We start from the raw sequence: 26,200 nt of genomic DNA, 5'->3' as shown, positions 1-26,200 counted from the left end.
GGACGGTGACGGCGCGGTCAGCTGACACGGTGGCACCGTAGCCGTCCACCGGCAGGCGGGGTCGACCCTGTGAATGCCGACGGAGCCGTCGCTCCGGACGCATCGCTCTCCGATGAGAAACATGAGAGCTACACATTCTTGACTTCTTCTTGGCTTCCGCTGTGGTTCGTCCCGGCTGGCCAGCATGGCGAGCGTCGGCCTTCACAGGTCGGTCGAATTCCGCTCACCACTCCGTACGGGAGACGAGATGCCGCTCAACCGCAGGGAACTGCTCAGCCGATCGGCGCTGGCCGGCGCCGGGGTCATGCTCATCGGCAGTGTGGAGGCGCTGCTCACGGCGCCCGGCGCCGTCGCCGACACGGCCGCGACGGGCGGCGCGGCTGGCTACGGCCCGCTGGTCCCGGACCCCAAGGGCATCCTTGCCCTGCCCGAGGGCTTCTCCTACCGGATCCTGACCCGTACCGGAGTCACCACCCTGGAGTCCGGCCAGACCACACCGAGCAACCACGACGGCACGGGCGCGTTCTCGGCCGGCGGCGACGATGATGACGACGCCGTGACCCTGCTGCTGAACAACCACGAGATCGACGACCCTCTCGGAGTCGCCGAGTACCCGGTGCCGCACCTGGACGGTCTGGTCTACGACCCGGCGGCGGCCGGCGGCTGCACGGTCGTCGAGGTGGCCGAGGACTCCGTACGGGAGTGGGTCGGCATCGCCGGTACCTCCACCAACTGCGCGGGCGGCGTCACCCCGTGGGGCACCTGGCTCACCTGCGAGGAGACCGAGGACAAGGCCGGCGTGGGCGGCATGACCCTGGACCACGGCTACGTCTTCGAGGTCGACCCCAAGCACGGCAGCGCGGCCAACCTCGACCCCAAGCCGATCAAGTGCCTCGGCCGCTACGCCCACGAGGCGGTCGTGGTCGACTCCTACCGCGGTCACCTGTACCTCACCGAGGACGCCTCCAAGCCCAACGGCCTGCTCTACCGCTGGACCCCGCCGGTCGGCTTCAGCCACGGCCCCGGCAAGCTGCGGGCCCTGGCCGACAACGCGGGCGTGCTGGACGCGATGAAGTGCTTCGACGCCGCCGGGCAGTACGTCGACGACCTCTCCCGCGCGACGAAGGTCGGCACCGCGTACCGCGTGGACTGGGTGAAGGTCCCGGACCGGGACGCCGTCACCACCTCTGTGCGCAAGCAGTTCCTGGCCGGTGAGATCACCCGCTCCCGCAAGCTGGAGGGCATGTGGTGGGGCGACGGCGGCGCCTACTTCGTCTCCAGCTACGCCCGCACCGAGAGCCCCGGCACCCCGCACGACGGCCAGGTGTGGTTCTACGACCCGCGCAGCAGCACCATCACCCTCAAGGTTCTCCTGGCCGTCAACACCGCCCCGTCGCAGGACGGCGCCTACGACGGCCCGGACAACATCACCGTCTCTCCGTTCGGCGGCCTGGTCATTGCCGAGGACGGCGACGGCGTCTCCCACCTCTTCGGTGCCACCGCCGACGGCCAGACCTACCCCATCGCCCGCAACGAGCTGAACGTCGGTACCGCGGAGGCCCCGGAGTACAGCGAGTTCGCCGGCGTCACCTTCTCCGCGGACGGCAGGACGCTGTTCGCCAACATCCAGGACCCCGGCATCCTCCTCGCCATCACCGGCCCCTGGTCGGGCGACGACGGCGACGACGGCTAGTTCCGCCGGTTCCCCCTCCCCTCCGATTCCGCCCCCCACGGCTCGACCGGTTCGACGGCAGTGGCTCAACGGCGTGCCTCTGCCGCCCCCTTGCCAGTGATACCTCTCCTCACGAGGAAGCTGACATGCAAACCCTCATCGATCACGCACGCACCTTCGCCCGCTCTCAGGGCGCCGAACTGGGCGGACTCGCCGCGGGGCAGTCGCCGTACGCTCTCTTCATCACCTGCTCCGACTCACGCGTCGTCCCCTCGCTCATCACCGGTGCCCGCCCCGGTGAGCTCTTCGAGCTGCGTACGGCCGGCAACATCGTTCCGCCCCACGACGCGGGTCCCACCTCCGAGGCCGCGACGATCGAGTACGCCGTCGAAGTGCTCGGTGTCTGCGACATCGTGGTCTGCGGGCACTCCCACTGCGGCGCGGTCGGCGCGCTGGTGCGCGGCGACGACCTGTCGGCCGTGCCCGCGGTGCGCGATTGGCTCGGTCATGCCGCCGTACTGCCGTCCGGCACGCCGGACGACCCGCAGGTCGCCGATGCGGTCCAGCACCACGTGCTGGGGCAGGTGCTCCGGCTCATGTCGTACCCCTGCGTAGAGACCCGCCTGCGGGACGAGCGGCTACGGGTCCACGCCTGGTTCTACGAGGTCCACACCGGCGGCGTGCTGGCGTACCGGGCCGCATCCGACTCCTTCGAAGCACTGTGAGGCAACCGATGAACACCGCTTATTTCAAGCAGGACTTCGCGGCCTCCGTCGTCGTGTTCCTCGTTGCCCTGCCGTTGTGCGTCGGCGTGGCGGTCGCCTCCGGGGTCCCGGCCGAACTCGGCATCGTCACCGGCATCGTCGGCGGCCTCGTCACGGGCATGCTGCCGGGCAGCAGCCTTCAGGTGTCCGGCCCGGCCGCCGGTCTGACGGTGCTGGTCTTCGAGGCCGTCCACGAGCACGGGCTGCCGATGCTCGGCGTGATCGTGCTGGCCACCGGCCTGCTCCAACTCGGCATGGGCGCCCTGCGCTGGGGGCGTTGGTTCCGGGCCATCTCCGTCGCCGTGGTCGAGGGCATGCTCGCCGGGATCGGCCTGGTGCTCATCGCCGGCCAGCTGTACGCGATGACGCAGAGCACGGCGCCCTCCTCCGGCATCGACAAGATCGCCGGGCTGCCGCGGATGTTCGCCGACTCGCTGGGCTCCGCTCCGGCCGTGGCGTCGCTGCTGCTGGGCGTGGGCACCATCGCCGTACTCGTGCTGTGGCCGAAGTTGCCGAAGAGGGTACGCCTCGTGCCCGGTCCGCTCGCGGCCGTCGCGCTCGCCACCGTCGCCTCGCTGGCCTTCGCGCTCCCCGTCACCAAGGTGACGGTGCATGGGCTGGTCTCGGCGATCCAGCCGCCCACGCCTTCCGGATTCGCGGAGGTGGCGGACATCGGGGTGGTGACCACCGTCCTGGCCTTCACGCTGATCGCCTCCGCGGAGAGCCTGTTCAGCGCGGCGGCCGTGGACCGGCTGCACGACGGTCCGCGTACCGACTACGACAAGGAGCTGATGGCTCAGGGCGTAGGCAACACGGTCTGCGGCCTGCTCGGCGCGCTGCCGATGACCGCGGTGATCGTGCGCAGCGCCGCCAACGTCCAGGCGGGGGCGCGGACCAGGGCCTCCCGAATCCTGCACGGTGCCTGGCTGCTGCTGTTCGCGGCCCTGCTCCCGGCCGCGCTGGGCGTCATCCCCATCCCGGCGCTCGCGGCCGTCCTGATCCACTCCGGCTTCAAGCTCATCCCCGTGAAGGGCCTCCTCGCCCTGTGGCGCGGGCACCGCGGCGAGGCCGTGATCCTCGTCGTCACCGCGGTGTCGATCGTCGCGATCAGCATGTTCGAGGGCGTTCTGATCGGCCTCGCGCTCGCCGTGGTCAAGTCGGCCTGGGAGGCGTCCCACATCAAGCTGGAGATCGTCGACAAGGGTGCGGGCCCGGTGCAGGCCCACCTGAGCGGCAACGCGACCTTCCTCCGCCTGCCGAAGATCCTCGACGCCCTGGAGGCCATCCCGCAGGACCGGCCCGTCGAGCTGGACCTGTCCCGGGTGCACCACCTCGACCACGCCTGCCGTACGGCCCTGGAGAACTGGGCCGAGCGGCATGACGCGGCCGGCAGCTCGTCGGCCCGGGTCACCATGGCCGTCTGAGCGGGACCGCGGGGGTGGCGCCGTACGGGTGCCGCCCCCGCGCCCGCAGTCAGCGCACCACTCACACACAAAGTTCAAGAACGAGTAATGCGGCCAGCAGGCCGCCGCCGGACTCCGCTGATTACCTCTCCAGGCCGGGTCCGATGACGCACCCCAGCCCCAGCACGCCAAGGAGGTTGTACCCGCGTGACCCGCAGCCAGCGTCTCGCCGCTCTCGCTGTTGGTGCGATTCTGCTCGTCGGAATCCCGGTTGCAGGTGCCCACCAGGCACCGCCTCCGGATCTCGGTGAGCCCGTCGTCATTGGCCGCACGGGGCCCGGCCCCACGAGCAGTTCCGTACCATCCCCGGACAGCCGGGCGACGGAGCGGACCCCGACGAGGTCACCGTCCCCTGAACCCACGACCCGGACCCCGGACGAGAACGAGGACGACGGCGAGGATGCCCCCGCCGCCACCGGCGCGGAGCAACCGGACGGGACGGTCGCCGAGCGGACGGACACGGCGCAACCCGTGGCACCGAAGTCCCCCGTCCCCGCCGGCCCGGCAGCCGATGACGGTGCGCCACCCAACGCGACAGCCGCGACGACTTCGAGTTCCCCGAGCGCGTCCGCGTCCGACGACGGCGGAGACGATGACAGCTCCGGTGGAGATGACTGAGCCCGCACCGCCGAAGCCCGTCGGTATGCCCTGGCGCCACCCGCTCCGGTCGATCCGCGTGCGCCTGCTCGGGCGGATGCTGGTGCTCGTCGGACTGACCCTGGCGAGCCTCACCGGCGCGGAATCGATCATCTTCACGGCTCGCCTGAACGAACGCGTCGACAGCGAACTCGCCCACGACATCAAGGCGTTCCGCGACTTCGCGACCGCGACGTCGGGCGGCCCGAGCCCGCCCCGCGGCGGACTCCGCACACTCTTCGTCGCCTACCTGGAGGGCTACATACCCGAGCACGGCCAGACCCTGATCACCCTGGTCGACGGAAAGCCGTACCGCCGCTCCGGCGAGGACCCACCGGCGCGCCTGGACACCGACCGCGCGCTGATGGCCCGGGCCGCCGCGGTCCGCGCACCCTCCTACGGCGACACGAACAGCCCAGCGGGCTCCGTGCGGTTCGTGGCCGTGCCCGTCACGGTAGCGGGCGACTCCGCGCGGGGCGTCCTCGTCATCGCCACCTTCACCCAGCACGAACGCGACAACATCAACGACTCGATCCGCACGCAGACCTATCTCGGCCTCGGCGCCATGCTGCTGTCCGCCTGCGTCGGCTGGATCTTCGCCAGCCGTATCGTCGCGCCGCTGCGGCTCCTGCGGGACACCGCCCGCTCGATCCACGAGTCGGCCATCACGCGCCGTCTCCCCGTCCAGGACCGGGACGAGATCGGTCAACTGGCAGGCACCTTCAACGACATGCTCGACCGCCTGGACGACGCGTTCACCACGAAACGGCAGTTCATGAACGACGTAGGGCACGAACTACGTACCCCCATCACCATCGTGCTCAGCCGGCTGGAAACCATCCCGGACGACCCCGCGGACCGTGCCCGGACCGTCGCGGTCATCACCGACGAACTGCACCGTATGCACCGCATGGCGGAGGAACTCCTGATGCTGGCCAAGGCCCGCCGCCCGGACGCCCTGCGCCCCGAGGACCTCAGCCTCTCCGAACTGATCGAAGAGGTCTACGTCAAGGCGGCCGCGCTGGCCGAACGCCGCTGGCTCCTCGACTTCGCGGAGAACCCGCACCGCGACACCCTCCACGCCGACCGCCAGCTCCTCACCCAGGCCATGATCCAACTCGCCCAGAACGCCGCTCAGCACACCGAGGAACGCGGCCGTATCTGGATCGGCGGCCGGGCCGGGCACGACAGGGTCGAACTGTGGGTCAGGGACACCGGCCCCGGCATCCCGCTCGCCGACCAGCAACGCATCTTCGAGCGATTCGCCCGCGCCAAGGAGAGCCGCGGCAGAACCGGAGCGGGCCTCGGCCTCGCCATCGTCAAGGCCATAGCCGAGGCACACCACGGCGAGATCCACGTCGACAGCGCCCCGGGCCACGGAGCGATCTTCACCCTGCGCATCCCGTACGTCACACACGCCCTGGACGGCGGCCCGCAGGAGCCATGAGCCCAAGCAGACAGCCCAGCCACCACATCCTCATCGCCGAGGACGAGGCCCACATAGCCTCCTACCTCTCGGAACGCTTCACCGCCCAGGGCTTTCGCACCACCGTCGTCACCGACGGCGAGGCAGCCCGCCGCGCGGCCATGTCCGGCAGATACGACCTCATGGTGCTGGACATCGGACTGCCCGGCGAGAACGGCTTCACCGTCGTCACCCGCCTCCGCGCGGCGTCCAGCGCCCTCCCGGTCATCATCCTCACCGCCCGGGACACCGTCGCCGACACGGTGCACGGCCTGGAGGGCGGAGCCGACGACTACATGACCAAACCCTTCAGCTTCGAGGAACTCCTCGCCCGGGTCCGCCTGCGCCTGCGGCTGCGCGAGAGCGACAGCTCCGTCCTGCGCCGAGCCGGAATCGCCCTGGAGACCCGCACCCGCCAGGCGTATGTCGACGGCCGGATCACCCAGCTCAGCGCCCGGGAGGCAGCCCTGCTGGAACACCTCATGCGCAACGCCGGCGACGTGCTCAGCCGGGAGGACCTGCTCTCCGACGTCTGGGGATACGAGGCGTCGGAAGGCTCCAACGTCGTCGACGTGTACGTCCGTTACCTCCGCCGTAAGCTGGGCGCCGACAGGATCACCACGGTGCGCGGACAGGGCTACCGCCTGGAGGACGACGAACTCGCCTGACGGGACACGGCGTGCCGTGGGCACAGCATGTGCCCCCCGAACTTCACTGCGACGCGTCCTGCGACACCAACAGCTTGTACGCGGCGTACACCTCGTCGATCAGTGCGTCCTCGTCGGTGCTCGCCTGCGCGGCCGCCTTCTCGATCCGGTCGAGCTCGGCGGTGAAGGCCGCGTGGCTCTCCTGGGTCCAGTCGGGCGCGTCGGTATTCCTGGCCCGTGCGAGGAGCCGCGTGAGGCTTTCGGCGACGGCGACCGCCGCGTGCTCGCTGACGGTGCTGGAGCCGTCGGGGAGGGAGGCGGCGACCTTGAACCAGCGTCTGCCGTGGCGCAGTTCCTGCTCCGTCCAGCCGCGCAGCCGGGTGTCGGTGAGGACCTTCTCCCAACCCGCCCCGTTCTGCAGCGGATCGGTGGCGGCCGTATCGGCGTCCTCGGTCCCGTAGAGGGTGAAACCGGTGGCGTCCTCGGGCTTGTTCCAGGCGACAACGGCCGTGTCCGCCTCGCGCCTCACCACGTACGGCAGCAGCGCGCCGCTCGCCGTGTCGCGCACCCTCACCGCGGACAGGACGGCGTCACCGGAGGCAGCGACACCCGCGTGCACGGCATACGGCAGGGGCGTGAGCAGCGAGCCCGCGTACGTCCAGGAAGTGCCGTCGGGCGAGGCGAAGGCCAGGACTTGATGGGTGTCGTAGTCGCGGACCAGCCGCAGGTAGGGGTAGTCGGCGGCGGTGAAGCCGGAGATCTTGGCGTCGCGCGGGGAGCGTACGTCGTCCTGCCAGTCGTGGCGGCTGTCGCGGTCGCGGTTGGCGAGGACGAGGGTGCCGTCGGAGGCGGCCCCGAAGTAGACGTATCGGGTGTTGGCGTCGATCTTGTCGCGCAGCATCAGGCCGGTCAGGGCGCCCTGGTGGTCGTCGATGCGTGCGGTGACCATGCCGGTGCCGGCCAGGACGCGGCTGCAGAAGAGGAGGGAGTCCTCGATGTCCCGGGTGGCGATCATGTAGTCGTCGCCCGTGCCCAGTCCCGTACCGTCGCCGCCCGCGATGGTGAGGCGTGCGCCGCTGACGGAGGTCTTGCCACTCTGCTGCGAGCCGAGCCGGTCGTCACGCCAGCCGGAGCCGGTCAGATCCCGCGACACGGGCGCGGCTAGGACCGCCTCGGCACGCCAGGACGACCAGCCGTGGCCCGCGCTGTTCACGGCGGTGACCGTGTAGAAGTAGCGGCCGCCCTGCTTGACCTCCTCATCGCGCCAGTACAGGCCCTTGACGCCCTCGGCGACGGTCTCGTACTCGCCGTCCTCGCGGGTCGCCCGCTCGATCGTGTACAAGGTGGCGCCCGCGGTAGGGGTCCAGGTCACGCCGATGCAGGTGTCGCCGGGCAGGGCCGCCGCGTACCGCACGACGGACGGCAGCAGGGTCTCGGTTGCGCCCTCGGAGAGCTTGAGCACCACGGCGCTGAACGGCGGAACCGTCACATGACCGCCGTTGACCGGCAGTTCCTTCCCGGAGACGAGGTCGAGGACGGTGGATCGGCGGTGGCCGGAGGGCACGGCGAGGAGGTGCGTCCGCTTGTTGCCGTAGACCTCGCGCGTGGTGTTGATCCCGAAGAGGTACCGGCCGTAGCGGGCGGTGAGGAAGTCGACGTACCCGGAGTAGGGGTGGTCGGCCTCGAAGTTCTCGCGGCTGACCGTGCCGACGCCCGGCTGGTAGGCGATCGGGCAGATCTCACCGGCCAGCGCCTGCGGGGCCCAGTTGTCGCCGGTGTTGATGTCCTCCATGAAGTCGGCGTCGATGTTGCCGGTGCGGGCCCAGTAGTCGCGGAACTGGAACCGGCCGTTGGTGCGCAGCTGCACGGTGTGCTCATGGGCCGGGGCCATGACATGCAGCCGCCCGCTGCCCGCGACGCCCCGGTTCTGGACGTAGAGCGAGCCGAAGACGCGGGTGTCGCCGTCACGCATCGACACGAACATGTTGTCGATGTCGACCCAGGCGAACTGCTCGTAGTCGGCCGGATCCACGCCCAGTTCGGCGATCTCCGCGGCGCTGTAGGAGCGGAAGTCGGTCTGCGGCAGGACCCTCTTCGCCTTGACGGTGCCGAAGCGGTCGTACGTCGCGCGTTTGCCGGTGAGATACGCCCAGGTCTCGGCGAGCCGGAGATCGACCTTGAGCCACTGGGTGACGGCGTTGAACTGGTTGAAGTACTGGCGGTCGGCGAGCTGCTGCTGGGCGACGCCGACGGCCTCGCGGGCGTACTCCCAGTAAATGTCCCAGCCGTTGCCCGTGTAACGGTCGGCGTGCGCCGCCATGTGCGCCTCGACGGCGGCGAGGAAGAGCGACTGGCCCCGGTTGATGCGGATGCAGTAGCCCGGGATGCCGGGCACGTAGACGTTGCGTTCGTCGATGACGCCCTCGGTGCGCATGAGGCGGTTCTTGCCGCTGTCGTCCGCCGCGGGGTAGCGGGTGTGGGCGCGGGCGTGCAGATTGCGCAATGTGAGCCTGAGGATCTCGTCGTTCAGCTCCTCGTCGCCCTGGTGGCCCCAGGTCTTGAAGAAGTACTCGCCCAGGTGCTGGGAGGCCTCCTCGCCGTAGTTGCCGACGTAGGTGTTCTCACGGGTGAGGCCCGCCGCGGTGATGCCGGTGTAGTGCCTGCCGTAGGGCAGTCGCCGCATGATCTCGCCGTCCGCGTCGAGCTTGCTCTTGGCCAGCCCCTTGCCCACCAACCGCACGTAGTCATCGGTGAATCGCGCGGTCCTGTCGTGGTAGAAGAGCGAGTGGTACAGGTCGAGTTCCTCGCCGTCGGGGCCCACCAGGACCTCCTCGCCGAGGAACGGCACCATCCCGAGGGACTCGCCCAGGATGGCGTGGCTGCGCTTCCTGCCTTCGTAGAACTTCGAGCCGATCACCCGCAGGCCCTCGTGGGCCTTCCAGGCACCCTCGTAAGTGAAGAACACCTGGTTGTAGATGTACGACAGCCGCGACCGCGCGAAGTCGAAGTTCGCCTTGAGGCAGCGGCCCCACGCGGCGCGGCGGGTGAGCGGGGAGCCGTCGAAGTCGACGTCCCTGAGGGAGGTTTCGCCCTCCTCGGTGCCGGTGGTGAACTCCTCGTCGAGGAAGGTCCTGAAGGTGTCGGCCCCGTAGATGTCGTTGTCGTTGATGACGTTCTCGGCGATGTACAGGGCCTCACCCAGTGCGCCGTAGTAGCCGCCCCAGTCGCCCTGGTGTCCGCCGCGGAGCAGGAGCCTGGTGTTGCCGTAGTAGTCCTTGACGTGGTTGTCGACGCACTTGAACAGGCGCAGCAGGGCGGTCTTCTTCGCGGCGGGCGTCGCGGCCGGGCACCAGTCGGTGGTCAGGACCCCCGCGTAGAAACGAAGTTCGTCCACGTACCGGACGATCGAGAGCTTGCCGGAGGCCGAGGCGTCGATCTGGGCGGAGAGTTTGTTGAAGAGGGTGATCTGCGCGGCGCGCAAGCCGTCGATCAGCTCCTGCTTCCTCGCGTCGGTGAGATCGACAGGGGTGGCGATGGGCGGCAGGTAGCCGGGGAGGTCTTCGCCGAACGCGTCCAGGTGTGCTGCGGTGTGGGTGTAGACGCGGTAGTAGGTGCGGGAGTCTGCGGTGACCGTACCGCTGTAACCGCTGTGGTAGGTACGGAGGGTGATCTCCACCTGCTCCCGGCCCGCGGTCATCTCCAGCGGCAGCATGGTGGTCTGGTAGGTGAAACGGCCCGGCGCGGGCTTGGAGAAGCCGAAACTGAGGGGCTCGTAGTCGGAGTTGCGGCGGAAGCCGATCTGCTCGCCGTTGACGTAAGCGAGCGTGGTGTACGGCGAGGAGTCGCCGCCCCAGAGCTTGAGCGTGAGGTAGTTCTGGGCCGTCGGATCGGTCGTCATCGTGAACCGGAGTTCGCCGCCTCTGACGCCGACCGGGGCGAGGGGAGTGGCGACTCTGCCTCTGACATCGTTGTCGTCGGTGACGATCCTGCTGCCGTCGGAGGTGAATCCGTGAGCGGACTCCGACTCCTCGTCACCGAGGAGGAGTTGGTCGACCAGACCGGCCTGCCTCTCCGCCCGCCCGTCCTCCGCGGACTGCGCCGCGTACGCGTCCGGCGCGGACTGCCAGAGCCAGCCGCTCGTGGCTGCGGCCGTGCCTGCGCCGGTCAACTGGACGAAGTTACGGCGGCTAAAGGGTGCTGCGGGCATGACGGATCTCCTTCTTCGCGGCCAACGGACAGCGGGCAAAGGGCCACGCGTCGCGGGCAAACGGGCGTGGGCAGCGGGCAGCGGGCAGCAGGGCGGCGGCTGATGGGCAGCAGCATCGACGGGCGTGGCTACGGCTCGGCTTCAGAAACCGGTTTCCAAGAAACTAGGGTTGCCGAGGGTCGGCGTCAATGGCCTGACACGGCCAAGAATCTGCCGGGAAGCGTGCTGGATCGGTAGGTCTTGCCTCCTCTCTTGCGTGGCATGCGACGGCGCCCTAGCGTGATCGGGGTAAGCGGTTACTACCACTCTCGCCCTCCGGAGGCTCAGCTGCACACGCCACTCACCGGACCGGTCCACCCCAGCGCGAACTCGGCCGCGGTGCACCGACCCGCCTCCGTCGTCCGCATCACGGACGGCTTCTGGGCGACGCGTCGCCGGACCAACGCCGAAGTGTCGATCACGGAAGGCCCCGAGCGGCTCGAGGAAGCCGGGAACCTCGCCAACCTGCGCGCGGCAGCAGACCCGGGCGCGGCACGCGCGTTCTCGGGGGACTTCCAGTTCCAGGACTCCGACGTCTACAAGTGGCTGGAAGCGGCCTGTTGGCAGCTGGCCGACGCACCGGAGTCCGGCCTCGCCGACGAAGTCGCCCGGACCGTCCGGCTCGTTGCAGCCGCCCAGATGGAGAACGGCTATCTCCAGACGTACTACCAGCTCGGCGGCGGTGAGCCCTGGACCGAACTCGGCTGGGGGCACGAACTGTACTGCGCGGGCCACTTGATGCAGGCAGCAGTGGCCCATCACCGGGCCACGGGAAGCCGCGAACTGCTCGACGTGGCGGACAGGTTCGCCGACCACATCGAGTCCGTCTTCGGTCCCGGCAAGCGAGTGGACGGGGTGTGCGGCCATCCCGAGGTGGAAACCGCGCTCGTCGAGCTCTACCGAGCCACCGACGACAAGCGGTATCTGGAACTGGCCCGCTACTTCCTGGAACGGCGCGGACACGGCGCACTGGCCTCGGGCGCCGACCGCGGCCATGACCGGGACCCCGGGGCCGAGTACTGGCAGGACCACGCCCCGGTCCGCGAGGCCCAGGAGGTGACCGGGCACGCCGTGCGCCAGCTCTACCTCCTCGCGGGAGCCGCCGATCTGGCGACCGAGACGGGTGACGTCCGGCTGCGGCAGGCGCTGGAGCGACTGTGGACCGATGCGGTCTCCACGAAGACGTACCTCACCGGAGGGGTCGGCTCGCGGCACGACTGGGAGTCCTTCGGGGACGCCTACGAGCTTCCCTCCGACCGCGCGTACACCGAGACCTGCGCTGCCATCGCCTCGGTGCACTTCAGCTGGCGGATGGCCCTGCTCACCGGTGAGACCCGCTACTCGGACCTCATCGAACGCACCCTGTACAACGGCTTCCTCGCCGGCGTGGGGCTGGACGGGCGTACCTGGCTGTACGTCAATCCGCTCCAGCGGCGTGTGGGCTCGCACGAGCGCCCCGGCGACCAGACGGCGCAGCGCACGCCCTGGTTCCGCTGCGCCTGCTGCCCGCCCAACGCGATGCGCCTGCTGGCCAGTCTGCCGCACTACTTCGCGAGCGCGGACGACAGCGGTCTGCAACTGCACCAGTACGCCACCGGCGAGTACGCGGGTGGCGGCCTCGCCGTCCGTGTGGCCACCGAGTACCCGTGGCACGGCACGGTGACCGTGACCGTCGACGACGCACCTGCCGGGGCGCGCACCCTCGCCCTCCGGCTTCCCGCATGGTGCGCACAGTTCCAACTGGCCGTGAACGAAGCGCCCGTGCGGGAACAGCCCGAGCACGGCTGGCTGCGCGTCACCCGGACCTTCCAGCCGGGCGACACCGTCCGGCTGGAGCTTGCCCTGCCGGTGCGCCGGACCCACCCGCACCCCTATGTCGACGCCGTGCGCGGCTGCGTGGCACTGGAGCGCGGGCCGCTGGTGTACTGCCTGGAGGAGGTCGACAACGCCGGTGGCCTCGACGGTGTCGTCCTCGACGCCTCGACGGCTCCCACCGTGCGCGAACGCCCCGACCTGCTCGGCGGCGTCGCCACCGTCGTCGTCTCCGGTCGACGTCTCGCGCCGGACGCCACCGGTTGGTGGCCGTACCTCACGGACGCCGCCCACACCCGACGCGCCGACGAGGCCGTCGAGTTGACCGCAGTTCCTTACTACGCCTGGGCGAACCGCAGCGACGGCGCCATGCGCGTATGGATACCCCAACAGTGACCGACGAGTAGGCCCGGCCAACTGTCGGCCTGCTCCTCAGGACTTCGCTTCTAGTTCACTACGACCCGATCGCCCTGCGACGTCGCACCCGTAGCGATGGTGTTGGCGGTGAACCGCCAGCGCCAGGTGCCGGTGGTGTTCGCGGTGACTGTGGTGCGCAGCTTGCCCAGACTGTCGGTGGTCACCGTCTTGACGGTTTTGAAGGTGTCGGTTCCGGACTCGCGGAACTGGAGAGCCACGGACTTGCCCGCGTAGTCGTCCCAGACGTTGGTGTCCCAGTTGGCCCGCCGGAGCCAGCCCGTGACGGTGAGCTTGTCACCCTTGTCGATCGGCTCGGGCGTGGCCTGGGCGTCCACCAGCTTGGCGTGCCGCTTGACGCTGAGCGGTGCGCCCGGTGAAAGGTGGTGGGAGTCACCGTCGTTGGCCACGGCCTTGGCCTTGAAGTGCCAGGTACCCGCCGAGCTGTTCCGCAGGTCCTGTGCGTCGGTGCCGTCCGGCGAGAGAGGGAAGCTGTAGACGCACTGCACAGTGGTCGCGCTTTGCGCAGTGCACTCATTGTGGGTGGGACGGATGACCAGCCCGTCGGGGCCGACTACCTTGGGACCGATGACGCTGTCGATGCCGGAGTTGTCCGTGGCGGTCAGCGTGACGCCGACCGATGTCCCGAGCGTGGCGCCGACGCCGGTGGTCGCCTTGGCGAAGGTGATGGACGTGATGCGGGCGTCTCCCACGGTCGTATCGGCGTGGGCGGCCGGTGCCACGGCGGCGAGGACGACCAGGGGAGCGACGGTGACGACCGCCGCGTAATGCTTGTGCATGGTTCTCCCAGCACTTGGGGCCGGATCATGGTCCGGATCGTGCAGGGAGACCCACGAGAGCATCATCGAGTTGTACGGAATCTTCCATTCCGAACTGCCCTGGCCCACCTTTATCGCGCAGGCACTTGCGCTGGGTCCGCTGTGCCTCGCTTGTCCTCGACGTGGACGACGTGAAGCTCGGTGCCATCCCGATGGCGCTTGGAACGTCCGAACAGCCCGACAGCGATCTTCGACCGGTCTTGAGGCTCATCGGGGCCGACATAGGTGAGGACATCGTTGTGGTGCCCGGTGACGACCCAGCCCTCGGCGTCCTTGAGGTCGATCACTCCGAAATCGCCTGCCGAAGATCCGGCATGCGCCGGGCCGCGGCGCCTTGACTGCCGAGCTCGCTATTGACCGTGCTCGGTCAAGACTCTACCCTCCGGGAAAGTGTAAGGAAACTTTCCTAACAATCGTCGGAACACCGCTCCCTGCCGAGCGGTTCCGTACGCCCCTGATCAGGCACATCAGTCCCACCCTCACAACGAGGAGACTCCCTGATGCCACCTACGCACCCCCGCCCCGACGCGCACCGCGCCGGACCCTCCCGCCGAGGCCTGCTCGGCGCGGCCGTCGGCGGTCTCGCCGCAGCCGCCCTCCCCGCGCCACTGCGGCTGCCGTCCGCCACCGCCACGGCCGCAACACTCGCCGGCTCCTGGGCGTTGCGCTGGGCGCCTTCTGCGGCGAGCGTCGGTCTCGGCGCGTTCGAGACCATCGAGGACGACCGGGCCGACTCCCACACGGCGGGTCAACCGCACATCTACCCAGTGGGCGACACCTTCCGGTTCAACATGCACATGGTCGACCGGGACACCTCCACGGACCGTCAGCGCCAGGAAGTGACCGGCATGCGTACGTCCGGCAGTTCGTACCTGCGCTGGCTCCCGGGCGAGACCTGGCGCACGACGTACCAGATGTACATCCCGAGCTCGCTGAAGGCGACCACGTCCTTCACCCACATCATGCAGACCAAGCAGCCCGGCACCGGCACCTCGCCGATCACCGTGATGTCCCTGCGCCGGGTGAACGGGGTGCAGACCATCGAACTGAAACTGTTCGAGTCGAACATCCTCGTCGGCCGCACCGACCTCGTTCCGCTGCACGACTCCTGGGTCGACGTCGACTTCCAGATGAAGATCGGCGACGGCACCGCGGGCAGTGTGCGGTGGATTCTCCGCAAGGACGGCGTCACCCTCGTCGACGGGACCAAGACGGGTGTCGACACCTTCCTGCTCGACCGGGTGCGGCCCAAGTGGGGCATCTACCGCTCGCTCGGCGACACTTCCGGTTCGCTGCAGGACTGCTATCTGCTGCTGCGGAACATGCGCGGCTACCAACTGGTCGACGGCCCCGCCGCGGTCGACCACCAGGCGGAGGACGCCTTCATCTCGCAGGGCGTCGTCGAGTCCAACCACGCCGGCTTCTCCGGGACCGGCTTCGTGAACTACGACAACGTCACCGGCTCGTTCGTCGAGTGGACCGTCCCGGCGAGCACCGCGGGCCCCGCCACCCTCGCCCTGCGCTACGCCAACGGCACGACCCTCAACCGCCCCATGGACATCGCCGTCAACGGCACGGCCGTCTCCGCCGGTCACCCCTTCAACCCCACCGGAGCCTGGTCTTCCTGGGCGACGGCCACGCTCACCGTGCCCCTGACCGCCGGCACCAACAGGATCCGTGCCACCGCCACGACCGCCAACGGCGGACCCAACGTCGACAAGATCACGGTCAGTTGAGACCCCACCAGGAGGACGTCATGCGCAGACCCCTGTCAACTCTGCTTGCCGGCACACTGCTTGCCGCGCTCGGCTTCGGCCTCGCTCCTTCCCCCGCGCTCGCCACCGTGGCCGAGCAGGCCCCCGCGGCGAGCGTTCAGATCTCCGCCTACCCGGAGTGGCAGCCGAACACCTCGTACACCGTGGGCACCCGAGTGTCCTACGGCGGCAAGGACTACGAATGCCTACAGAGCCACACGTCCCTGACCGGCTGGGAGCCCCCCAACACCCCCGCCCTGTGGAAGCTGCTCGGTGACAGCAGCGGCGGTACCGACACGGCCGCTCCCTCGACCCCGACCGGCCTGCGCGCCACCGGCACCACATCCTCCAGCGTGTCCCTGGCCTGGAACGCCTCCACCGACAATGTGGGCGTGACCGGCTACGTGGTGTACCGCGACGGCGCCCAGGTCGCCACGACGACCGGCACCTCGCACACCGTCGGCAGCCTGTCGGCGAGCACGGCGTACACCTTCACCGTCCGCGCCCGCGACGCGGCGGGCAACGTCTCACCGGTCTCCGACGCCGTCACCGCCACCACCCAGAGCAACGGCGGAACGCCGCCGGGCACCACCCCCGCCGCGATCAACGGCCGGCTCAAGGTGTGCGGAGTGAAGCTGTGCAACCAGTACGGCAAGCCGATCCAACTGCGCGGCATGAGCAGCCACGGCCTCCAGTGGTACAGCCACTGCCTGACCGGCGGCTCCCTGGACGCGCTCGCCACCGACTGGAACTCCGACGTACTGCGCATCTCCCTCTATGTCCAAGAGGGCGGCTACGAGACCAACCCGAGGATGTTCACCGACCGGGTGCACCAGCTCATCGAGATGGCCACGGCCCGCGGCATGTACGCCCTCGTCGACTGGCACCAGCTCACGCCCGGCGACCCCAACTACAACCTGTCCCGCGCCAAGACGTTCTTCACCGAGATCGCGCAGCGCCACCGCGGCAAGACCAACCTGCTGTACGACATCGCCAACGAACCCAACGGTGTCAGCTGGTCGCGGATCAAGTCCTACGCCGAGCAGCTCATCCCCGTCATCCGCGCCCAGGACCCCGCCACCCCGATTCTCATCGGCACCCACGGCTGGGGCTCCCTCGGAATCTCCGACGGCCGCAACGAGACCGACATCATCAACAACCCGGTCCAGGCGACCAACATCATGTACACGTTCCACTTCTACGCGGCCTCGCACGACCAGGAGTACCTGGACGCGCTCAACCGGGCATCGGACCGGATCCCGATCTTCGTCACCGAGTTCGGCACCCAGGAAGCCAGCGGTGACGGCCCGAACAACTTCACCCGCACCCAGCAGTACCTCGACCTGATGGCCGCCAAGAAGATCAGCTGGGTCAACTGGAACTTCTCCGACGACGAGCGCACCGGCGCCGTGTTCAAGGTCGGCACCTGCAACAACAACGGCCCCTGGACCGGCACCACTTCACTCAAGCCGGCCGGCGTCTGGATCCGCGACCGGATCCGCACACCGGACTCCTTCCCCACGACCTGAGCAGGCACCGCCCCGAACGAGGGTTGCGGCGCACCGTGCTGTCGTGACACCCGCGCCCAGCGAGGTAGCTCGATATACGCCGAGTGCTCGGCAGCCCGAGGGGGACAATGGGAGAAGAAGTATCCCGGCGCTGAAGGCGGTGGGGAGCATGGAACTGCCCTTCGTCGTGGGTGTCGACGGCTCGGAGTCCAGCCTCCATGCCGTGGACTGGGCCGTGGACGAGGCGGTGCGCCACGGACTGCCGTTGCGGATCGTCCACGCCTCGCTGTGGGAGCGGTACGAGGGGGCGGCCCTGGCGGAGACCCCGGGGGCCGACCCGGCCGTGGTGACCGAACACGATCTCGCCGAGAGCGTCGTGGCGCTCGCCGACCAGCGTGCCCGGCAGCGCGCTCCGACGCTGGAGATCAGCACCAGCGTGCTGCCGGAGGATCCCGTGTCGGCGCTGCTGCGCGAGGCGCGCCTCGCCAGTGCCGTCGTGACCGGGGTACGGGGCAGGGGCCCGATCAGGGAACTCCTTCTGGGCTCGGTCGGTCTCTCCCTCGCCGCCCGGGCCCCCTGCCCGGTCGCTGTCGTGCGCGGCAGGGCGGAGAACAGACACACGGCCAACGGCCGCATCGTCCTGGCCGTCGGCGACACCACGGCCGCCGCCGCGGTCAGGTACGCCTTCCGGGAGGCCGCGGTGCGTGAGTGCGAGGTCGAGGCCGTACGGGCCTGGCGGCGCCCGGCGCACCGGACGGCACCGCATCCGCTGCTGACCGGTGCGCCCGCCCACGCCGAGGAGGACCATGCCTCGGCGCTCCTCGACAAGGCGTTGGACACCATCGCCGAGGAGTACACCGGCGTGACCCTGCACCGCTCCCTGGTCGAGGGCTCGGCACGCCATGCGCTGGTGACCCGGTCCTGCGCGGCCGACCTCCTGATCATCGGGGCCCATCGCCGCCATGGCCACCTCGGACCCCAGCTCGGCCTGGTGGGACACACGGTGCTGCACCACGCCGAGTGTCCGGTGGCGGTGATTCCGCGCACGAGTGACAGCGGCTGACGTCGAGCTTGTGCAACCCGGTCCCAGGAAGTACGTCCTCGTCGACGCACCGGTGATCAGGCGCCGTCGGCCCACCGTGCGTAGCTGCGTTGGTCGGGCAGGGCGATGAGTGACAGATCCATTCCGTCACGCTGCTCGCCGGGCCGAAGCAGCGGCTCGATCACATACCGGGTGGGCCAGCCCGGCCGGCGTTCGATCGCCAGGAGCCGGCCGACGCTGTCCGGGTCGAAGTCGCCGGTGGTGAACGGCGCGAACTCCATGACGAGGTCACCGGGTTGGGGATGATCCATGCGGTCGCGCAGCTGCGCCACGACCGGGGCCGGGCTGCCGAGGTGGCTGGCTGCCCATAAGGCGCGGCCCACCTGGGCGATGTGTTCCACCAACTCCTCGGCGGTGGGCTTGTCCGGCGACGTCGTGCTCACGCCCCTCCTCCTCATACGTATGCCCGACGTGTACAGCCGGGCCGGGTAGACCAGCTGGTGGGGGAGGGCGGCGGGTCGCTCGCAGCCTACACAGTGCGTGCTCGGTCGTGTGCGGGGCGTCCAACGGTCGTGATCTTCCCGCAACCCTGGCAAGGGGCATGCCGAACCCGCTCGGTGGCGCCACATCCATGGTGTGGCGCCACCGTCGCGTCGCGTTCGGCTCGGCTCAGAGAGCGCCCTGGGCCCAGGGGCCGGTGATCGCGAACGTGATGCCGGGGGTCTGGATGTTCACGAACAGCCAGTTCCCGTTCTTGGGTTCGAACACGGAACCGGCCCACTCCGAGCCCCGGTGGTCGGCAGCCGGGACGTTCTTGCCCGCCGTACCGCCGCGAAGGTCGACGTTGTTGGCGGCGAACCGGAAGATCTCGCCGTCGGTGGTCAGACCGTGGACGTACTCGGTGCCGCCGCCGTCCTCGCAGAGCACGAGGGCGCCGCTGGGGCTGACGCACATATTGTCCGGCGCGTTGAGGACGTCAGCGCCGGGCGAGGCGAACAGAACGCGGAACTCGTCGGTGGCCGGGTCGAGTTCGAAGACCTGGCCCTGGCGGGCGGGACCGCCGTCGGTAGTGATCACGTAGACGCGGCCATTGCCGTACCAGGCACCTTCGAGACGGCTGAAGACCGCGGCGCCGTTCGCCTGCGCCTGAAGCCGCACGGTGTCCGCAGCCGGGTCGACGTCCTCCACCGGCACCCAGGAAACGGTGCCGTACGCCTTCTCGCCATCGAGGCGGGTGTCGTACGTCGTGGCGCCGATGCGCAGGGCCTCCAGCCGCCCCCCCTTGGCCAGATCACCCGGGACCGCCGGGACGAACCGGTACAGCGAGGCGTTGCCGCGGTCCTCGGTCTCGTACACATAACCGGTCGCCGGGTCAACGGCGATGGCTTCATGATTGAAGCGGCCCATCGCCGTGTACGGCTCGGGGTTGCCCTTGCCCTCCGAGGCCACCTCGAAGATGTAGCCGTGCCGCTTGCCCTCGGTCGTGGAGAAGGTCTCCTCGCAGGTGAGCCACGTGTTCCACGGGGTGGGACCGCCGGCGCAGTTGCGGATGGTGCCGCCGAGGCTGCCGTACGACTCCAGCCACTGACCGGCGTCCGGATCGAACACCAGGGTGGTGGTGCCGCCCCCGGCCTCCGAGTTGTACGCCGGGGCGGTGAACGCGGGCCCGGCGCCACGCTCGTGATTACGGACGAGGTGCACCTTGTCGTCGTAGCGGAAGGCCGCCATGCCGTCGTGCGCGCCCGGGGTGCGCACGCCGTCGTCCATGAGGTCGTTCGTCCACCCGTAGGAGATGTACTCGAACCCCCGTGGCAGATGCAGTAGTTCAAGCCCGGTCGCCTGGTCCTTCACCGGCCGCAACGGACCGTACCCGGCATCGAACTCAAGCTTCACCGGCGCGGCGGCCGCCGTCCGCGCCGCCAGGGCCTGGAAGGGGACGGACGCGGCCGCGGCCAACGCCGCCCCACGCAAGATCGTGCGTCGCTCAAAACCATGACCGGTCGAAGATCCGGCGAACATGCCTGACATGGAAGTCCTCTCGCCACAACGAACCGGGGGGCGGCGGCAGTCACCCTAGAAGCGAACCGTGAGTCCGATTCCTAACGGGAAGTGACCTTTGGGAGAAGGTCTTCCGGAGCGCTCTCCTCCCGCAGGAAGCCGCTTTCAACGGTTGCGCGGAGTGACCAGGCCGGACTCGTAGGCGAGGACCACGAGTTGGGCGCGGTCGCGGGCGTGGAGTTTGGTCATCGCGCGGTTGATGTGGGTCTTCGCGGTCATGGGGCTGATCACCATGCGATCGGCGATCCGGTCGTTGGACAGGCCCTGTGCGGCCAGGGCGACCGCTTCGCGTTCGCGGTCGGTCAGTTCTGCCAGGGCGGCGCCAGTGGTGGTGGGGAGGGGCTCGGTGACGTAGCGGTGGATCAGTTTGCGGGTGATGGACGGGGCGAGCAGGGCGTCGCCGCGGGCGGCGACCCGTACGGCGTGCAGGAGGTCCTCCGGGACGATGTCCTTGACCAGGAACCCGGCGGCGCCGGCGCGCAGTGCTTCGAAGACGTACTCGTCCATGCCGTAGTTGGTCAGCATGACGACGTGTACGGCGGTCAGCGCCGGGTCCGCGGCGATGCGCCGGGTTGCCTCGATGCCGTCCATGACTGGCATCTGGATGTCGATCAGCGCGACGTCGGGCAGATGCTCCCTGGCGAGCGCCAAAGCCACTTCGCCGTCGGCGCCTTCGGCCACCACCTCGATGTCGTCCTCGAGGTCGAGCAGCGCGCGGAAGCCGCTGCGGATGAGTGGTTGGTCGTCGACCAGCAGGACACGGATCATGATGCTCGTTCCACAGGGAGTTCGGCCTGGACGGTGAAGCCGTGATCGGCGCGCGGTTCGGCACGTAGCCGGCCGCCGAGGGCGGTGACGCGTTCGCGCATGCCGAGCAGCCCGAGGCCTGGGGCCGGGGCGTCAGCGGGGGTGGCCTTGCCGTCGTCGTCCACCTGGATGGACAGCCTGTCGGGACGGTATGCGATCCGGACCGTCGCGGTGGTGGCAGCCGCGTGCCGGGCGGTGTTGGTCAGCGCCTCCTGGACGATGCGGTAGGCGGTCCGGCCCACCGCAATCGGGACGTCGCGCCGCTGCCCCTCGATCGTCAGTGTCGCGTCCAGGTCCATCGAACGGGCGCGCTCCACCAGGTCCGGAATGTGTTCGAGACTCTGCGGTGGCGTCGTGTCGTCGTCGCGCAGCGCTTCCAGGGTCGCGCGCAGCTCCCTGGTCGCCTCACGTCCGGCCGCCTGGATCGCCAGCAGCGTCTCGGGCACCTGCTCGCCACGTCTGCGGGCCACGTGGACGGCGACCTCGGACTGCACCTTGATGATCGAGATCTGGTGGGTGAGGGAATCGTGCAGCTCCCGCGCGATGTGCAGGCGCTCCTCGTCGGCGCGGCGCCGCGCGGTCTCCTCCCGGGTGCGCTCGGCCTCCTCCGCCCGCCGCTCGGCCTGGCGTAGCGCTTCCCCGGCGGCGAAGGCGGCGATCAGCCAGGCGATTTCGAGTACGTTCCGGGCCTGCGCGAACGCCTCCCGCGCCGGTCCGTCGCGGAAGACCAGAGCGGTGAGGGGGAGGGCGACCAGCAGGGACACGGATGCCGCCGCCGTCAGGGCCCGCTGGCCGGCTCGCACGGCGCCGTACACCGCGACCAGGTACGAGACGGAGAGCACTTCAAAACCGGCCGCCTCGTACCCCACCGTGCACAGGCCGGTGACGGCCAGCACGGCGATCGGAGCCCTGCGACGCGCGAGCAGCGCGAGACCGCCTGCCGCCAGCAGCACGGAGCCGAGCAGCTCACGCGCCCCGGCCGGGTGCTGCCCCGACAACCCGGTGCCCAGCAACAGTGCCGCCACACCGACGGCAATCGCCCAGTCCATGGCACCGGCCGGGACACGAAGACGCCCTGTGTCCATGCGCGCACCCTAGCCGGACGCGGCCGCGGGGCGAGTCCCGCGCACGGACGAGCGGCCGACTACCGCACACGTGGTAGTCGCCGGCCACCTGCCGCGTCCGCGGCAGTCGACTGCCATGTCGACGGCAGTCCGAAGAGACCGCATCGGCTGGACGACCGGCGGTGCGGTCGGCAGGCACGCTCAAGGCACAACACAACCTCGTCACGTACGAAGGAGGAGAGTGGCATGAGCGCAGCAGACGTCCTGACGGTGGCCGCCGAGGGCGGCGTCATCGGTGACGGGCGTACGGGGGCCAACCTGGCCCTCGGGGTGGGGTTCATCGGCGTGGTCATCGGCTGGGCGGCCCTGGCCCGCGTCGCCGGGCGTATCAGCGTCGGCAACGCGCGCGCCGGCGCCATGTCGGCCATGGCGGTGGGCCTGGTCGGCACGGTACTCGGGGTGCTGCATCTGGCCACCTCCAGTGGGGGTCCCGGCACGGGCAACGGGATGGTGGGAGCCGTCGTGGCCATCCCGTTGGGGCTGGCTGCCATGGAGTTCGGCCGGCGCGCGCTCGCCCGGTCCCGACGCGGTGAGCGGGTCGCCGGCCACTTCGAGTCCCAGCGCCGGTGACCGGTGGGCCGGGACCGGGTGCATAGGGGAGCGGGCTGCCTCCAGGCCGGGCGCTGGTCGCCCGGCCGGGGCCGACCGGCCCATGCGGACGTCGGCCACTGCGGACATGCTGGATCTACGGGGCATACCCGGCGCTGCGCCATGCGCCGGGTCGTACCGGTCCTCCGGCGACGCGCCGTCGGCCGGAGGCCGAGAGAGGAACGGTCATGAAGGGCTATGTCTTCCACGGTCCCGGACACGCCTCCTGGCAGGAGGTCCCGGATCCCGGCATCAAGGACCCCACCGATGTGATCGTGCGCGTCGACGCCGTCACCATCTGCGGCACGGACCTGCACATCCTCAAGGGCGACGTGCCCGAGGTGCGCCCCGGCACGGTGCTGGGGCACGAAGCGGTCGGCGAGATCGTCGAGACCGGCAGTGACGTACGCACGGTCCGCCCGGGCGACCGGGTCCTGGTCTCCTGCATCACCGCCTGCGGCCGCTGCGCGTACTGCCGCAAGGCGATGTACGGCCAGTGCCGGGGCGGCGGTGGCTGGATCCTGGGCCACCTGATCGACGGCACGCAGGCCGAGTACGTACGGGTGCCGCACGCCGACCTCTCCGTCCACGCGCTGCCCAACACGCTGGCGAGCGAGGACGCCGTCCTGCTGGCCGACATCTTCCCGACCGCCTACGAGGTGGGCGTGCTCAACGGGCGGGTGCGGCCCGGGGACACCGTCGCCGTCGTCGGAGCCGGCCCCATCGGACTGGCGGCGATCACCACGGCCCGGCTGTTCGCCCCCGAGCGGATCGTCGCCGTGGACCTGGCCGCCGCCCGACTGGAGGCCGCCAGGCAGCTCGGCGCCGACGCCGTCGCGGACGCCGGTGAGGGTCCGGAGCAGTTGATCGCCGATCTGACCGACGGGCTGGGCGCGGACGTGGTCATCGAGGCGGTCGGCGTACCGGAGAGCTTCGAGATGTGCACCCGGATGGTCCGCCCCGGCGGGCACGTCGCCAACGTCGGCGTGCACGGCAAGCCCGTGACCCTGCACCTCGAAGACCTGTGGATCAAGAACGTGACCATCACCACCGGCCTGGTCGACACCCACTCCACGCCCACCCTGCTGCGCATGGCTGCCGCCGGCCGCCTGCCCACCTCGGCGCTGGTCACCCACACCTTCCCGCTGGATTCGATGCAGGAGGCGTACGACGTCTTCGCCCGCGCCGCCGACACCGGCGCCCTCAAGGTCGTGCTCGGCGAGCAGCGGCATGACGCCGTGGCCGTCCCGGAGGCCTGACGAAGGGAGGGTCCTGCCAGGCGTGACGTTCGTCCCCCGTCCCAGGGCCGCTCTCGGGCGGGGGCGGGACCGATGGCCCCTCACCGTCGGCCGTCTTCCGGCTCAGGATGGAATGCACTCGCTGCATCAGGTGAAAGACGGGCCGGCCATGTATCCCAACGACGGTTTCCGCGAACTCGACCGGCAGGAGTGCCTGCGCCTGCTGGCGAAGGCGCCCGTCGGCCGGATCGTGCACACGCGCCAGGCTCTGCCTGCCGTTCTGCCGGTGAACTTCTGTCTGGACGGCGACGGCGCGGTGCTGCTGCGGACGTCGGCGGTCTCGGAACTGGTCCGTGCGGTCGACGGCGCGGTCGTCGCCTTCGAGGCGGACGAGGTCGACGCCGTCGCCCACTCCGGCTGGAGCGTCGTCGTCACCGGCCGGGCGACCGTGGTGACGGATCCGGCCGAGCACGCGCGGCTGTGCCGGGTCGGGCCGCGCTCCTGGGTGCCCTCGCCCGAGGAGGTCTTCGTACGCGTCGAGCCCGAACTGGTCACCGGACGTGAACTCGTCGGCGGACGTACGCGGTACGGGGTGGACCTTGACTCGTACGCGCCCGGGGCCCCCGTACGGCCCTGACAGAGGGGGCCGTACGGCGCGCTGATGGGCTCCCGATGGCCCTGCCCCCGGCCGCGGCGAGCGACGAGCATCGTCAGCGCAGCCGCCACGAGCGGCGACATGAGCGATCCGGAGGCAGTGATGACGTTGGCACCCCATGCAGAGGCAGGCGTGGCATCTCCCTCACCTCGACGGTCACCCCCGAGGGCCTCGGCTGGTCGGCATCCTCGACGCCCACATGGGTGCGGGCGGCTTCCACATGAACGTCAACGTGCTGAACCGGGCGACGCTTGAGGACGCCATGGAACACCCGGAGAAGTACCCCGAGTTGACGATCCGCGTCTCCGGATACGCCGTCAACTTCGTGCGCCTCACACGCGAGCAGCAGCTCGATGCCCGCATCGAGCGGTACCGGGACGTCGTCACCACGGCCGGCGGGGGAGTGACCCTCACCGGCGGTGAGCCGTTGCTGCAGCCGGCCTTCACCGCGGCGGTCCTGCGCCGCTGCCGGGAACTGGGCCTGCACACGGCCCTGGACACCTCCGGCTTCCTCGGCGCCCGCGCGACCGACGAACTCCTCGCCGACACCGACCTGGTGCTGCTCGACATCAAGTCCTTCGACGTCGCCACCTACCGGAAGCTGACCGGCGGCTCGCTCGCCCCCACGCTGAGCCTCGCCATCCGGCTGGACCGGCTCGGCATCCCGGTGCACGTCCGCTACGTACTCGTCCCGGGCTGGACCGACGCCCCGGAGGCCGTGGACGGGCTCGGTGCGTTCCTGGCCGGTCTTGGCAACGTCGACCGGGTGGACGTCCTGCCGTTCCACAAGCTGGGCGCCCGCAAGTACGACGCCCTCGGCCTCTCCTTCCCCCTGGGCGACACCCGCACGCCCGACCCGGAACTGACCGAGCGGGTACGCGAGCAGTTCCGGGAGCACGGGTTGCGGGCGCTGTGAAGCCGGCCCTCCGCGCCGGCCACCGCACATGATCCGCCGTGCCCCGCCCCGACCTGGACCGATACCGTGGCATCAGGCCACGACGGTCGGCCGTGGTGAGTGAGGGGACCTGGAGGATCATCGGTGGGACACTCCGAGGACGCTCGGGAGGCCCGCGTTCGGCTGCCCCAGCTGAGGCTGGACGAGCTGCTGGAGGAACTCCAGGCCCGTCTGGACGCGGCCCGCGGCACCCGCGACCGGGTGCACAGCCTCTTGGAGGCGGTGCTGTCGGTCGGGCGCGAGCTGAACCTGGAGCAGGTGCTGCGCAGCATCGTGGACGCGGCGGCGGCGCTGGTCGACGCCCAGTACGCCGCCCTGGGCGTGATCGGTCCGGGCGGGAGGCTGCTCTCGGAGTTCCACACCGTCGGCGTCACCGAGGAACAGATCGCAGCGATCGGCCCCTTCCCGGAGGGCCACGGCATCCTCGGCGAACTGATCCGCCACCCGGAGCCGCTGCGCCTGGCGAAGATCTCCGAGCACCCCGCCTCCTACGGCTTCCCGCCCCACCACCCC

General features: G+C 70.0%; 21 protein-coding genes and 1 pseudogene. 16 read left to right on the top strand and 6 right to left on the bottom strand.

Going from position 1 to position 26,200, the window contains the following annotated elements:
- Positions 1-247: 247 nt before the first annotated feature.
- From H4N64_RS37110 to H4N64_RS37090, 5 genes are all read left to right on the top strand, one after another.
- Positions 248-1,693, top strand: coding sequence for an alkaline phosphatase PhoX (locus H4N64_RS37110; RefSeq protein ID WP_186287002.1), 1,446 nt, complete (start codon positions 248-250; stop codon positions 1,691-1,693).
- 125 nt (positions 1,694-1,818) lie between these two features.
- A complete protein-coding gene (locus tag H4N64_RS37105; RefSeq protein WP_186287001.1) occupies positions 1,819-2,397 on the top strand; it encodes a carbonic anhydrase in 579 nt (192 codons plus the stop codon).
- Positions 2,398-2,405: 8 nt separating this feature from the next.
- Positions 2,406-3,860, top strand: a complete 1,455-nt coding sequence (locus H4N64_RS37100; protein WP_186287000.1) for a SulP family inorganic anion transporter — start codon at positions 2,406-2,408, stop codon at positions 3,858-3,860.
- Positions 3,861-4,509: 649 nt separating this feature from the next.
- Positions 4,510-5,982, top strand: coding sequence for a sensor histidine kinase (locus H4N64_RS37095; protein WP_186286999.1), 1,473 nt, complete (start codon positions 4,510-4,512; stop codon positions 5,980-5,982).
- Entirely contained in the window at positions 5,979-6,668 is a 690-nt protein-coding gene (locus tag H4N64_RS37090) for a response regulator transcription factor (protein WP_186286998.1), read from the top strand. The genes H4N64_RS37095 and H4N64_RS37090 overlap by 4 nt, the downstream gene beginning before the upstream one ends.
- 43 nt (positions 6,669-6,711) lie before the next feature.
- Here H4N64_RS37090 and H4N64_RS37085 read toward each other — a convergent pair whose 3' ends face one another.
- Positions 6,712-10,854: a phage tail protein gene (locus H4N64_RS37085; protein WP_186286997.1), complete on the bottom strand. Its 4,143-nt coding sequence runs from the start codon at positions 10,852-10,854 to the stop codon at positions 6,712-6,714.
- Between the two features lie 261 nt (positions 10,855-11,115).
- Here H4N64_RS37085 and H4N64_RS37080 point away from each other — a divergent pair, with 261 nt between their 5' ends.
- Positions 11,116-13,101: a glycoside hydrolase family 127 protein gene (locus H4N64_RS37080; RefSeq protein WP_186286996.1), complete on the top strand. Its 1,986-nt coding sequence runs from the start codon at positions 11,116-11,118 to the stop codon at positions 13,099-13,101.
- Between the two features lie 50 nt (positions 13,102-13,151).
- On the opposite strand, the gene H4N64_RS37075 is transcribed toward H4N64_RS37080, so the two are convergent.
- Positions 13,152-13,919, bottom strand: coding sequence for a calcium-binding protein (locus H4N64_RS37075; RefSeq protein ID WP_186286995.1), 768 nt, complete (start codon positions 13,917-13,919; stop codon positions 13,152-13,154).
- A 161-nt stretch (positions 13,920-14,080) separates the two neighbouring features.
- Between H4N64_RS37075 and H4N64_RS47020 the strand changes: the two genes are divergently transcribed.
- From H4N64_RS47020 to H4N64_RS37055, 5 genes and pseudogenes are all read left to right on the top strand, one after another.
- Positions 14,081-14,296 carry a hypothetical protein gene (locus tag H4N64_RS47020; RefSeq protein ID WP_186286994.1) on the top strand — a complete coding sequence of 72 codons (216 nt, stop codon included), beginning with the start codon at positions 14,081-14,083 and terminating at the stop codon, positions 14,294-14,296.
- A 162-nt stretch (positions 14,297-14,458) separates the two neighbouring features.
- Positions 14,459-15,301 (top strand): annotated as a pseudogene (locus tag H4N64_RS37065) (hypothetical protein); the annotation flags it as partial.
- Positions 15,281-15,694, top strand: coding sequence for a carbohydrate-binding protein (locus tag H4N64_RS44605; RefSeq protein WP_222109844.1), 414 nt, complete (start codon positions 15,281-15,283; stop codon positions 15,692-15,694). The pseudogene H4N64_RS37065 and the gene H4N64_RS44605, both read left to right, overlap by 21 nt.
- 20 nt (positions 15,695-15,714) lie before the next feature.
- On the top strand, positions 15,715-17,241 hold the full coding sequence (locus H4N64_RS37060) for a cellulase family glycosylhydrolase (protein WP_222109841.1): 1,527 nt from the start codon (positions 15,715-15,717) through the stop codon (positions 17,239-17,241).
- Positions 17,242-17,389: 148 nt separating this feature from the next.
- A complete protein-coding gene (locus H4N64_RS37055; protein ID WP_186286992.1) occupies positions 17,390-18,283 on the top strand; it encodes a universal stress protein in 894 nt (297 codons plus the stop codon).
- A 56-nt stretch (positions 18,284-18,339) separates the two neighbouring features.
- Here the strand turns inward: H4N64_RS37055 and H4N64_RS37050 are convergent, their stop codons facing one another.
- From H4N64_RS37050 to H4N64_RS37035, 4 genes are all read right to left on the bottom strand, one after another.
- Positions 18,340-18,705, bottom strand: a complete 366-nt coding sequence (locus tag H4N64_RS37050) for a hypothetical protein (protein WP_186286991.1) — start codon at positions 18,703-18,705, stop codon at positions 18,340-18,342.
- Positions 18,706-18,931: 226 nt separating this feature from the next.
- On the bottom strand, positions 18,932-20,281 hold the full coding sequence (locus H4N64_RS37045; RefSeq protein ID WP_260860203.1) for a PhoX family protein: 1,350 nt from the start codon (positions 20,279-20,281) through the stop codon (positions 18,932-18,934).
- 144 nt (positions 20,282-20,425) lie between these two features.
- Positions 20,426-21,088 (bottom strand): response regulator, encoded by a 663-nt coding sequence (locus tag H4N64_RS37040; protein ID WP_186286989.1) that lies wholly within the window; start codon positions 21,086-21,088, stop codon positions 20,426-20,428.
- Positions 21,085-22,212 (bottom strand): sensor histidine kinase, encoded by a 1,128-nt coding sequence (locus H4N64_RS37035; protein ID WP_186286988.1) that lies wholly within the window; start codon positions 22,210-22,212, stop codon positions 21,085-21,087. The genes H4N64_RS37040 and H4N64_RS37035 overlap by 4 nt, the downstream gene beginning before the upstream one ends.
- 225 nt (positions 22,213-22,437) lie before the next feature.
- On the opposite strand from H4N64_RS37035, the gene H4N64_RS37030 reads away from it, so the two are divergent.
- From H4N64_RS37030 to H4N64_RS37010, 5 genes are all read left to right on the top strand, one after another.
- A complete protein-coding gene (locus H4N64_RS37030) occupies positions 22,438-22,821 on the top strand; it encodes a DUF6223 family protein (protein ID WP_186286987.1) in 384 nt (127 codons plus the stop codon).
- A gap of 206 nt (positions 22,822-23,027) precedes the next feature.
- A complete protein-coding gene (locus tag H4N64_RS37025; RefSeq protein ID WP_186286986.1) occupies positions 23,028-24,098 on the top strand; it encodes a zinc-dependent alcohol dehydrogenase family protein in 1,071 nt (356 codons plus the stop codon).
- Between the two features lie 148 nt (positions 24,099-24,246).
- On the top strand, positions 24,247-24,714 hold the full coding sequence (locus H4N64_RS37020; RefSeq protein WP_186286985.1) for a pyridoxamine 5'-phosphate oxidase family protein: 468 nt from the start codon (positions 24,247-24,249) through the stop codon (positions 24,712-24,714).
- Positions 24,715-24,850: 136 nt separating this feature from the next.
- Entirely contained in the window at positions 24,851-25,648 is a 798-nt protein-coding gene (locus H4N64_RS37015; protein WP_260860202.1) for a glycine radical domain-containing protein, read from the top strand.
- 123 nt (positions 25,649-25,771) lie between these two features.
- On the top strand, positions 25,772-26,200 hold a 429-nt coding region (locus H4N64_RS37010; protein WP_336246909.1), incomplete at its 3' end, for a GAF domain-containing protein.

Source organism: Streptomyces cupreus (assembly GCF_014257025.1).
Taxonomy (GTDB): Bacteria; Actinomycetota; Actinomycetes; order Streptomycetales; family Streptomycetaceae; genus Streptomyces; species Streptomyces cupreus.
The sequence above is the reverse complement of the archived record's forward strand: the minus strand, read 5'-3'. Positions and strand labels throughout refer to the sequence as shown.

Coding starts and splice junctions, on each gene's coding strand:
- H4N64_RS37110 (WP_186287002.1), top strand. CDS start 248: ATGCCGCTCAACCGCAGGGAACTGCTCAGCCGATCGGCGCTGGCCGGC.
- H4N64_RS37105 (WP_186287001.1), top strand. CDS start 1,819: ATGCAAACCCTCATCGATCACGCACGCACCTTCGCCCGCTCTCAGGGC.
- H4N64_RS37100 (WP_186287000.1), top strand. CDS start 2,406: ATGAACACCGCTTATTTCAAGCAGGACTTCGCGGCCTCCGTCGTCGTG.
- H4N64_RS37095 (WP_186286999.1), top strand. CDS start 4,510: ATGACTGAGCCCGCACCGCCGAAGCCCGTCGGTATGCCCTGGCGCCAC.
- H4N64_RS37090 (WP_186286998.1), top strand. CDS start 5,979: ATGAGCCCAAGCAGACAGCCCAGCCACCACATCCTCATCGCCGAGGAC.
- H4N64_RS37085 (WP_186286997.1), bottom strand. CDS start 10,854: ATGCCCGCAGCACCCTTTAGCCGCCGTAACTTCGTCCAGTTGACCGGC.
- H4N64_RS37080 (WP_186286996.1), top strand. CDS start 11,116: ATGCGACGGCGCCCTAGCGTGATCGGGGTAAGCGGTTACTACCACTCT.
- H4N64_RS37075 (WP_186286995.1), bottom strand. CDS start 13,919: ATGCACAAGCATTACGCGGCGGTCGTCACCGTCGCTCCCCTGGTCGTC.
- H4N64_RS44605 (WP_222109844.1), top strand. CDS start 15,281: ATGCGCGGCTACCAACTGGTCGACGGCCCCGCCGCGGTCGACCACCAG.
- H4N64_RS37060 (WP_222109841.1), top strand. CDS start 15,715: ATGCGCAGACCCCTGTCAACTCTGCTTGCCGGCACACTGCTTGCCGCG.
- H4N64_RS37055 (WP_186286992.1), top strand. CDS start 17,390: ATGGAACTGCCCTTCGTCGTGGGTGTCGACGGCTCGGAGTCCAGCCTC.
- H4N64_RS37045 (WP_260860203.1), bottom strand. CDS start 20,281: ATGTTCGCCGGATCTTCGACCGGTCATGGTTTTGAGCGACGCACGATC.
- H4N64_RS37040 (WP_186286989.1), bottom strand. CDS start 21,088: ATGATCCGTGTCCTGCTGGTCGACGACCAACCACTCATCCGCAGCGGC.
- H4N64_RS37035 (WP_186286988.1), bottom strand. CDS start 22,212: ATGGACACAGGGCGTCTTCGTGTCCCGGCCGGTGCCATGGACTGGGCG.
- H4N64_RS37030 (WP_186286987.1), top strand. CDS start 22,438: ATGAGCGCAGCAGACGTCCTGACGGTGGCCGCCGAGGGCGGCGTCATC.
- H4N64_RS37025 (WP_186286986.1), top strand. CDS start 23,028: ATGAAGGGCTATGTCTTCCACGGTCCCGGACACGCCTCCTGGCAGGAG.
- H4N64_RS37020 (WP_186286985.1), top strand. CDS start 24,247: ATGTATCCCAACGACGGTTTCCGCGAACTCGACCGGCAGGAGTGCCTG.
- H4N64_RS37015 (WP_260860202.1), top strand. CDS start 24,851: ATGCAGAGGCAGGCGTGGCATCTCCCTCACCTCGACGGTCACCCCCGA.